This is a genomic window from Acidiplasma aeolicum, assembly GCF_001402945.1.
Classification (GTDB): domain Archaea; phylum Thermoplasmatota; class Thermoplasmata; order Thermoplasmatales; family Thermoplasmataceae; genus Acidiplasma; species Acidiplasma aeolicum.
This window is the reverse complement of the sequence record NZ_LKBG01000260.1, coordinates 1-8,751: the sequence shown is the minus strand read 5'-3', so window position 1 is coordinate 8,751 and position 8,751 is coordinate 1. Positions and strand designations below refer to the sequence as shown.

Below are 8,751 nucleotides of genomic sequence, written 5' to 3'. Positions count from 1 at the left end.
TATGCCAAGGGTAAGGACGCCAGATCACTGAGTGAAATAGTCGGTGAGGAGGCACTGAGTGAAACCGATAAATTATACCTTAAATTTGGCGATGATTTCGAAAATAGATATGTTAATCAGGGTGATGCAAACAGGTCAATAGAGGAAACATTAAACCTGGGCTGGGACCTTCTTTCAGTGCTGCCTGTTGAGGAAATGAAAAAGGTTAAATCAGCTCATATATCAAAATATGGCAAATGGGATAGTAATGGCAAATAATGTTAGATTAACAAGAATAGAATTAATGAATACCAAAAAAAGGATCAAGGTTGCATCCAGAGGACTTGATCTTTTGAAAATGAAAAGGGCAGCACTTGTCATGGAATTTATGAAGATTAACAGTGAAATAAAGGGATTAAGGGAAAATGTAAGAAATGATATTGAACTTGGGATAAATGAAATTAAAATGTCAGAGATTATAGACGGTACCCTTGAAATTGAAAGGGTATCATACATGTCATCAAATCCTGAGGTGTTAATAAATACAAAAAACATTATGGGTGTAAAAATACCAGATTTAAATGTAAATATAAGCAAAAATACACTTAGCAATGAATATCTCGTTTCATCTGTACCGGTGTCTGTTTATGATGCAATATTAACATTTAAAAAAATTTTCAGTGAATTGCTTGTAATTGCACAAAAAGAAAGTTCAATGAGAAAATTATTGTATGAAATAGATAAAACCAACAGAAGGTCAAATGCCATAGAAAATATAATGATACCCAGATTAAACTTAAATTTAAAGATAATAAAGGAACATCTGGATGAAAGGGAAAGAGATTCATTCTCAACATTAAAATTTGTTAAAAGTCACGTGGTTGAAAATGAAGAATAATTTAGAAAAATTTAGAACCATAAAAAAGACTTTATTCGTTATTAATATAATGGCAACAGTGGTATTTATAATTATAATGGCGGTGGTGTTATTTAAATGACAGAAATAGATCAGCTAAAGGTTATTAAGGATAAGGAGGAAGAAAATAAAAAAATAATTGAGAAGTTAAAATCGGAAAAGGAGGCAGAACTAAACGAGATCAAAAATACATGCAACGATAGGGCTAAGAATATGGAAAATGAAATAATCAATAATTATAATAAGGCAATGCAGGAAATAAAGGATGAAGAAAAGAAAAAACTTGCAGACGCAATGGATCGTGTTAAGGCAAAATCCGAGGTAATGAAATTAGATCTCTCAAATAAAGAAATAGAGGATTATGTATTTAAGAAACTTGTAGATTATATAAAAGAGTGAGCTTTATGCTAAGGCCAGAAAAAATGGTAAAAATCCGCGTGGTTGGTACACTAGAAAAAAAGGATGTTATTATAGATGACCTTCACGACCTTGGCGTGATGCAAATTGAAAATGTTGATCCATCAGTAATAAAAATATTTGACAGGCAGGTAAATGAGGAGGATTATAAAACAATATCAGATTATCTTGCTGAATTCAGGGGATATATATCCATACTTCCAAAAAAACCTATTAAAAATAAGGTTTATTTTAATTCATACAATGATTTAATATCAGAAATATCAAAAATAAACATTAAGGATGAATTAAATGACCTAAAATCAAAAGAGGATGCATATCTTGGAGATATAAGGGAAAATGAGAATTTTATAAGAATATTTACCATAATTAAGGATTTTAATATAGATGTATCAGCATTGAATAATTCATACGTTGAAAGCTTTTTAATAGAGGTAAATGATAAAATTGAAAAATTATCGGCAGACTACATGAATAAAATACGAACCGGTAATTATTATCTTGTTACCATAAATAGAAAATATGAGGATAAATTTTTACCATCATTATCGGGTTTATCATCTCAAATATTACACATACCCGAATTTAATGGCACACCAAGCAAGATAATTAATGATTGCAATAAGAAAATTGAGGAGGATAGGAAAAATCTTGAGATTATAAGCAATGAATTAAACAAAATTTCAGATACATATTATGAGAAAATAGTCCAGATAGAGGAACAGCTTGAGGTTGAATACAAGGAGGCAGAGATTTCAGGTCAGATAGCAGCCACAGGAAATGTATTTGCACTTGAGGGCTGGATAGCACAGAAGGATTTTGATAAAACCATGGATATAATAGAAAAAGATACAGATAATCAGGTAATTATACAGAAGATAAAAACAAAGGAGGATCCACCAACACAGCTTTCAAATCCAAAGCATTTAAAAATATTTGAGTTTTTCATCAGGTTTTATTCATTACCAAAGGAGTATGAAATAGACCCAACATTGATATTTGCCATAATATTTCCAATATTCTTTGGTGTTATGGTTGGTGATGCAGGTTACGGCCTTGTTATATTATTATTCTCACTTTTTATAATTCACAGACTTAACCATCCACCGGCAGTTAGCCATATACCAAAAAAATTAACGAATTTTGTTTTTATGATAATGGGTAAAAACGCATTAATGAATCTGGCCAAGGCACTTATTCCCGGATCTATAATAGCCATTGCGGTTGGACTTTACTTTAACGCCTTCTTTGGCTTCACAATTTACCCACCATTTCATGTGGCACAGAGGCCGATTCCGGTTATTTATATAGGAAAATTGCTTTTAATTTCAGGATATATTGGTCTTGGACTGGTTACATTTGGTTTTATACTTGGCATTATTAATAATATTTATATAAATCATAAAAAAGAATCGGTTGCAAAGTTTGGCTGGATACTTCTTGCCTGGGCTCTTGCCATACTTGGTCTTAATTTAATACACAGGGTATCACTGTCGCCTACAAATTTCTCATCATTATTGGGTTACATAATGTTTGCAGTGGGCTTTGTCCTGATTATTGCCTTTGAGGGGACTCAGAGCCTCATGGAAATCCCATCCATAATAAGTCATATACTATCATATACAAGGATTGTGGGCATACTCCTGGCATCTGTTGTATTGGCCCTTGTCATAAACACTGTATTTGTGTCAACACTTTCGGGGCCAATTTACTTTGTGGTTCTTGGTTTAATAATACTTATATTTGGACAGTTATTCAATTTAATCATAGCTGTTTTTGAACCAGGCATACAGGGGGCAAGGCTTTTATACGTTGAATTTTTCTCAAAGTTTTACTTCGGAAACGGAAGACAGTTCCATCCATTTAAAACAGACAGAAAATATACATTAAGAAAATTTGACAGGACAAAATAAAGAAATATTAATATTATATGAAAATATTTTAATAATATGGAAAAAATAACAAATATAGATATTCTGGAGCTGGGGTCTCCCGAAGAAAAATCATCCCCATGGAGCTCAACCATACTCATTTTAAGGCTAACATCGTCAAACGGAAATGTCGGCTATGGAGAGGCACCAACAACATTAATGACACATCCGGTGCTTGAAAGCATGAAGGAGGTTTCAAGGATTTTTCAGGATAAGGATTATTACAATATAGAGGCAAACAACAGGGAATATTACAAAAATGCTTTTTATATATCCAAATCTATAGAGGAAACAGCAGCATTAAGTGCATTTGAAATAGCCTCATGGGATCTTATTGGAAAGGATCTTGGAACACCAGTTTATAAGATGCTTGGTGGCGTTTTTAATGATAAAATTAAGGCCTATGCAAACGGATGGTATTCTGACTGTGTGGAACCAGAAGATTTTGTCTCAAAGGCCAAAAAACTGGTAAATAAAGGATATAAAGCATTTAAATTTGATCCATTTGGAAATAATTATGATAAACTATCCACAGAGGGATTAAAACATTCAGTTAGCATAGTTTCAAAGATGCGTGAGGAACTTGGTGATGATATAGATTTATTAATAGAATGCCATGGCAGGTTTTCAACAAAATACGCCATAATGGCAGGGGAGGCGCTGGATCCATACAATCCACTTTTCATTGAGGAACCGGTGCATCCGGAACTTGAATTCGGGCTTTATGATTTTAAAAAATATGTAAACACGCCGGTGGCCCTTGGTGAGAGGCTTTTAAACAAGGAGGATTTTGCCAGATTTATTTCATCTGGCATGGTGGACATCATACAGCCAGATATAACAAATTCAAAGGGAATACTTGAGGGCAAAAAAATAGCTGCTGTTGCTGATGCCTTTGGCGTTCCTGTGGCATTTCATAATGCCTTTGGACCTGTGCAGACAGCGGCCACGCTTAATGTTGATTACACAATTCCAAATTTCCTTATACAGGAAAGTTTTGAGGAATCATGGCCCGAGTGGAAAAAATCCTTATTTACGGGATACACCATAGAAAATGGTTTTTTCAGGCTATCTGGGAAACCAGGTCTTGGAATAGAGGTTAATGAAAAAATATTAAATGAGAGCAGAACCGAAGCCATGGAACCACTAAACCCTAATGAACCACCATGGGTTGTTTCAGGCACATTTAAGCAATAATTAATTATTTAAAAATTTTATAAATATTATTTATATACTGGCGTTTTTTATAAAACCTTATTACTTTTTTAGCTGTCTGCTTAAATCCACAAGATTTTGCAATAGTTCACGCATAAATTTGATTGCAGTTTCATCATTTAATTTTCCGTTTTCATCAAATTTCTGCTGTGCAAATGGTACCATAACCTCAGGTTTGTTTACCGGTATCATGTTAAGAAAAACGCAGCTCTGTCTTAGATGGTACTGTGCTCTTGCACCACCTATCATACCTATTGAGGCACTCATTATTGCCACAGGTTTTCCATCAAAAGAATTATCACCGTATGGTCTTGATGCAAGATCAATTGCATTTTTCAAAAAGCCCGGAACAGAGTAATTATATTCAGGTGTTACTATTAGAATGCCATCTGCATTTTTGATTTTATTTTTAAAATTTTTAACATTTTCAGGGTAATTATTCTCCATGTCCTGGTTAAAGAATGGGAGATTTGATATATCTGCTATTTCAAGTTCAGATCCATCTGGCATTAGCTCCGTGCAAGCTTTTAACAAATATGTATTATAGGATTGCCTTCTAAGGCTACCACCAAATCCAAGTATGTGTATATTTTCCATGCAGTTAAGATATAAGTATAAATTATAAACATTTGCTATATAGAAGTAAAGTGAATTTATATTATTCAACTTGAATCTTCTGACATGATTAATAAAATATTCTATCATATCCTGTTTGGAATAATTTTATAGTAACATAATTCTTGATGAACCTTTTGTGAGTGGTTTCAAATATCTTCTGGCTACAGTACCTGTTATGGGTTCAAAATTCATAATTAATAAATACAAATATAAAATGTGTAATCAAATGTTCATTATAAGATATTCTGAAATAGGGTTAAAGGGTGAAAAATCCAGAAGACAGATGGAAAATATATTAATACAGAATATAAAATCCGAACTGGAACGTTATAATATATTTCCAGAATTTAAAAAAAGTGACGGAAGAATATATATATTTACTGATTCTAAATTATTATACGACATACTTCCAAGAATTTTTGGAATAAAATCATTCTCACATGCAGAGGAATTTAAATTTAGAACCATTGAGGAAATTGTAAGCATTACAGTTTCAAAATTTTCTGGCATGATTTCAGGGAAAAAATTTGCAGTGTCTGCTAAAAGAAGTGGATCACACAGTTTTACATCAATGGATATAGAAAAAATTCTTGGGGATGCGCTGTATAAATACTCTGCAGGTGTCGATCTTGAACATCCAGATATAAGGATATACATAGAAATAAGGGATAATAGATTTTATTTATTTACCGAAAAGATAGAAGGTCCAGGGGGTCTTCCATTAAAATCTGAGGGTAAATTATTATCTCTTTTTTCTGGAGGTATAGATTCACCGGTTGCTACATATATGGTTATGAAACGTGGTTCTGCCACAGACTTATTATTTTGCAGCCTTGCGCATCCAGTGGATACCGTTCAGATGCTCATGGCGGCCAAAAATCTTTTGGATAAATATTCAATAGGTTATAATGCAAAAATATTCATAATTGATGGGTCAAAACTGGTTACTGCCATATCCGAGCATCCAGATCAAATGTATACAAATATAATTTTTAAAAAACTATTGTATGAATACGCTGAATATTTATGCGAGAAATATGGATATAATGGTATGGTTACTGGGGAATCAATAGGGCAGGTTTCATCTCAAACCCCACAGAATCTTATGCTTATATCCGAGGGGATAAAATATCCAGTTTACAGGCCTTTAATAGGTTTTGATAAGGAGGAAACCATTAATTATTCAAAATCAAAATCCTTATTTATGAATCAATCATCAGCAGAATTCTGTTCTCTTTTTTCAAAAAATCCGGGAATAATAGTTAACCATAAGGATTTTTACAATGAAATTAAAAAATTCAATGTCAAAGATTATATGCAGGAGCTTGTTGAAATTGATAAAAATACAATAGATGATTATATAAAATCAATAAAAAATAAAAGATTCAGGGGCGAACTTGATAATGTTGAATTCATTGATCTTAGATCAGGATCTGATTATGAAAACTGGCATGAACCCGGAGCCATAAATTTAAACCTCGGTGAGCTTAGAAATTTTATTGAACATGCAGACAGGTTTAAAAATTATGTATTTTACTGTAAGAAGGGACTGAACAGTGCATATGCTGCTTCCATTATGTCAAAACATGGTTTTAATGCATACTATGTCTCAGAAAGGGATTTGAAATCCATGCAAAAAAATTAATCAAGTTTATATTTAATATATTTCTTGTTTCCAATGGCAGTGAACATATCCATATCCCTCCCATTTTGCATTGTAAAATTATATATTTCCCTTAAAAGCCTGTTTTTTGTAACATCCTTATACTCCCTTAATTTAATGTTCTGCACCTTTATGTAATCCTGATCCCGTGGAAAGGCAATAAGCACAGTTTTGAAATCTGGATATGCAAGCTGGAAGACTCTTGCCTGCAGCCTGACATATTCAGGTAAGGGTTTTAGTGAAAAGCTTTTCATTTCATATATGGTTTTATTTTCGTAATCCACAAAATCTGGCTGTGCATATATTCCGGCCTCATCATTTATTATAATTATTCTAGTTCTATCCCTTAACAGTGAATTTTCATATATTACGCTTTTTTTAAATGCGTTTATAAATTTCCATCCCATGGCATAATAATACCTTAAATCAGAATTTTCCAGAGATATGCAGTTTTTATGCAGTTCATCCTTTAAAAGTGCAGTATAACTTCTCAGGGCCTTTATTGTTATATCCCTGTTTATTATATGCCTGTTTTTGAAATACACCATCTTTGAAACGGTATCATCAAGGCATTTGCCAATAACCATGGGTAATTTATCCCCTGTATGCTTTATAAAATTTTTAACATATTCGTGTGTTGCTATAACCCTCAATTTTTATCACTGCCTATTTAAGAATTTTACCTGTAGCCATCTTCCATAAATACAGATCAAAAATTCCCGGTTCCATTCCAAAATCATATGCAATGGAATTAAAAATTTCCTCATATTTTTTGTAATCCTTTCCTGATTTTATCTTTATATCATTGAAAAATCCGAAATTATGCAGTAATTTCATTATGTGCTTGTCAAGTATTGCAAAATCAAAAATACCAACATTTCTCAGAAAATGTGAAGCCTCCTTATATCCAACACCCTTGATATTTTCAACAAGATATTCCCGCACGTAATATCTGTCCCTGTTCCTTAATAATTTTTTTAAATCCGGTATAATGAATCTGGCGTTTACTATATACTCTGATCTTTTATTGTAAAATCTATATTTTATCTTCCTGAGTTCTGATCTTAAAGTCTCCAAATCATAGTCTATAAACCCCTCATTTATATACCTCTGTGTTCTTATGCCCATCTCGGCTGATGTATTTGCAGTCAGTATGCAGAAGCTTAATTCAATAAAAAGCGATCTGTTTCTGGATTTTCCCATATTTTTAAAATCTGCAACACGTTCCTCAATACTGTTAAAATAATTATTCCTTATTTCATTTACCTTATCGACAAATAAATTGCTATACATAAAAAAAATTAAAATTTTTATTCTTTCTTAAAAGCTTCGTAAACTCTTTTTGCCCTTTCAAGTCTTTTTTCAACAACCTTCCAGTTTACGTTCTTCATGAAGGCATCAAGATATGGGGCCCTCTTTGCGCCGTAATCCACGTAATATGCATGCTCATAAACATCCAGTGGAAGTATCATAAGTGCGTTCCATATTGCTGCAGCGCTGTGTATATCTGCACCAACAACCCTTAATTTGCCGTAGTTTAAATCAAATATTAAATGTGCCCAGCCCCTAAAAGCTGTTCCTGTGGCCTTGAAAAGTGCAACAAAGTTCTCATAGCTACCAAAATCCTTCTCTATCTGTTCTTTTACAGAAGCTGGCATCTCAACATGATCCTTTGTTAGTGATTCAAAGTAATATTCGTGTAGCATTGAACCATCATAGTTAAAGGTTTCCTCAAGCTTCATCTCCCTAAGGTCACTGTAGTTCTGGTTTGCCTTTGAAAGGTCCACAGAAGGTAATTTTGACCATATTTCATTCAACTTTGCAACATATCCTTTATAATGGGCGTCAAAATGGTAGTCTATCTGTGTGTCTGAAATGCCGTCCAATCCTCTTGGTCTTAATTTTTCCTTAACTTCCCATGTTTCTGTTGCCATAATTATCCTTTTAGTATTATTTTATCATTTAAAAATTTATTGATAAAATTACAGCTTAAAATATAATATATACAATTT

General features: G+C 32.8%; 10 protein-coding genes. 6 read left to right on the top strand and 4 right to left on the bottom strand.

Annotation, left to right across the window (positions count from 1 at the left end; genetic code table 11):
- The 5 genes from AOG54_RS09965 to AOG54_RS07775 form a co-directional block, all read left to right on the top strand.
- Nucleotides 1-258, top strand: a 258-nt coding sequence (locus AOG54_RS09965; protein WP_449222430.1) for an ATP synthase beta subunit C-terminal domain-containing protein, incomplete at its 5' end; no start/stop codon positions are given.
- A complete protein-coding gene (locus AOG54_RS07790; protein WP_082180468.1) occupies nucleotides 248-877 on the top strand; it encodes a V-type ATP synthase subunit D in 630 nt (209 codons plus the stop codon). The genes AOG54_RS09965 and AOG54_RS07790, both read left to right, overlap by 11 nt.
- 96 nt (nucleotides 878-973) lie before the next feature.
- Nucleotides 974-1,294 (top strand): hypothetical protein, encoded by a 321-nt coding sequence (locus AOG54_RS07785; RefSeq protein WP_048102045.1) that lies wholly within the window; start codon nucleotides 974-976, stop codon nucleotides 1,292-1,294.
- Between the two features lie 5 nt (nucleotides 1,295-1,299).
- Complete coding sequence (locus AOG54_RS07780) at nucleotides 1,300-3,225, top strand: V-type ATP synthase subunit I (RefSeq protein WP_055032585.1); 1,926 nt, start codon at nucleotides 1,300-1,302, stop codon at nucleotides 3,223-3,225.
- 36 nt (nucleotides 3,226-3,261) lie between these two features.
- Nucleotides 3,262-4,440, top strand: a complete 1,179-nt coding sequence (locus tag AOG54_RS07775; RefSeq protein ID WP_048102043.1) for a mandelate racemase/muconate lactonizing enzyme family protein — start codon at nucleotides 3,262-3,264, stop codon at nucleotides 4,438-4,440.
- Between the two features lie 60 nt (nucleotides 4,441-4,500).
- Here the strand turns inward: AOG54_RS07775 and AOG54_RS07770 are convergent, their stop codons facing one another.
- The gene (locus tag AOG54_RS07770) at nucleotides 4,501-5,055 is read right to left on the bottom strand and encodes an NADPH-dependent FMN reductase (RefSeq protein ID WP_054964380.1); all 555 of its coding nucleotides are present in this window, start codon (nucleotides 5,053-5,055) and stop codon (nucleotides 4,501-4,503) included.
- A gap of 247 nt (nucleotides 5,056-5,302) precedes the next feature.
- On the opposite strand from AOG54_RS07770, the gene AOG54_RS07765 reads away from it, so the two are divergent.
- Entirely contained in the window at nucleotides 5,303-6,721 is a 1,419-nt protein-coding gene (locus AOG54_RS07765; RefSeq protein WP_052656819.1) for a tRNA sulfurtransferase, read from the top strand.
- Here the strand turns inward: AOG54_RS07765 and AOG54_RS07760 are convergent.
- The 3 genes from AOG54_RS07760 to AOG54_RS07750 are packed head-to-tail and all read right to left on the bottom strand — an operon-like array spanning nucleotide 6,718 to nucleotide 8,673.
- Nucleotides 6,718-7,392 carry a hypothetical protein gene (locus AOG54_RS07760; RefSeq protein ID WP_048102042.1) on the bottom strand — a complete coding sequence of 225 codons (675 nt, stop codon included), beginning with the start codon at nucleotides 7,390-7,392 and terminating at the stop codon, nucleotides 6,718-6,720. The two genes, AOG54_RS07765 and AOG54_RS07760, sit on opposite strands and share 4 nt — an antisense overlap.
- 13 nt (nucleotides 7,393-7,405) lie before the next feature.
- Nucleotides 7,406-8,032 (bottom strand): N-glycosylase/DNA lyase, encoded by a 627-nt coding sequence (locus tag AOG54_RS07755; protein WP_054963957.1) that lies wholly within the window; start codon nucleotides 8,030-8,032, stop codon nucleotides 7,406-7,408.
- 17 nt (nucleotides 8,033-8,049) lie between these two features.
- A complete protein-coding gene (locus AOG54_RS07750; RefSeq protein WP_048102040.1) occupies nucleotides 8,050-8,673 on the bottom strand; it encodes a superoxide dismutase in 624 nt (207 codons plus the stop codon).
- Nucleotides 8,674-8,751: the final 78 nt, after the last annotated feature.

What these genes read in the sequence shown, in the direction of transcription:
- AOG54_RS07790 (WP_082180468.1), top strand. Translation starts at nt 248, where the DNA reads ATGGCAAATAATGTTAGATTAACAAGAATAGAATTAATGAATACCAAA.
- AOG54_RS07785 (WP_048102045.1), top strand. Translation starts at nt 974, where the DNA reads ATGACAGAAATAGATCAGCTAAAGGTTATTAAGGATAAGGAGGAAGAA.
- AOG54_RS07780 (WP_055032585.1), top strand. Translation starts at nt 1,300, where the DNA reads ATGCTAAGGCCAGAAAAAATGGTAAAAATCCGCGTGGTTGGTACACTA.
- AOG54_RS07775 (WP_048102043.1), top strand. Translation starts at nt 3,262, where the DNA reads ATGGAAAAAATAACAAATATAGATATTCTGGAGCTGGGGTCTCCCGAA.
- AOG54_RS07770 (WP_054964380.1), bottom strand. Translation starts at nt 5,055, where the DNA reads ATGGAAAATATACACATACTTGGATTTGGTGGTAGCCTTAGAAGGCAA.
- AOG54_RS07765 (WP_052656819.1), top strand. Translation starts at nt 5,303, where the DNA reads ATGTTCATTATAAGATATTCTGAAATAGGGTTAAAGGGTGAAAAATCC.
- AOG54_RS07755 (WP_054963957.1), bottom strand. Translation starts at nt 8,032, where the DNA reads ATGTATAGCAATTTATTTGTCGATAAGGTAAATGAAATAAGGAATAAT.
- AOG54_RS07750 (WP_048102040.1), bottom strand. Translation starts at nt 8,673, where the DNA reads ATGGCAACAGAAACATGGGAAGTTAAGGAAAAATTAAGACCAAGAGGA.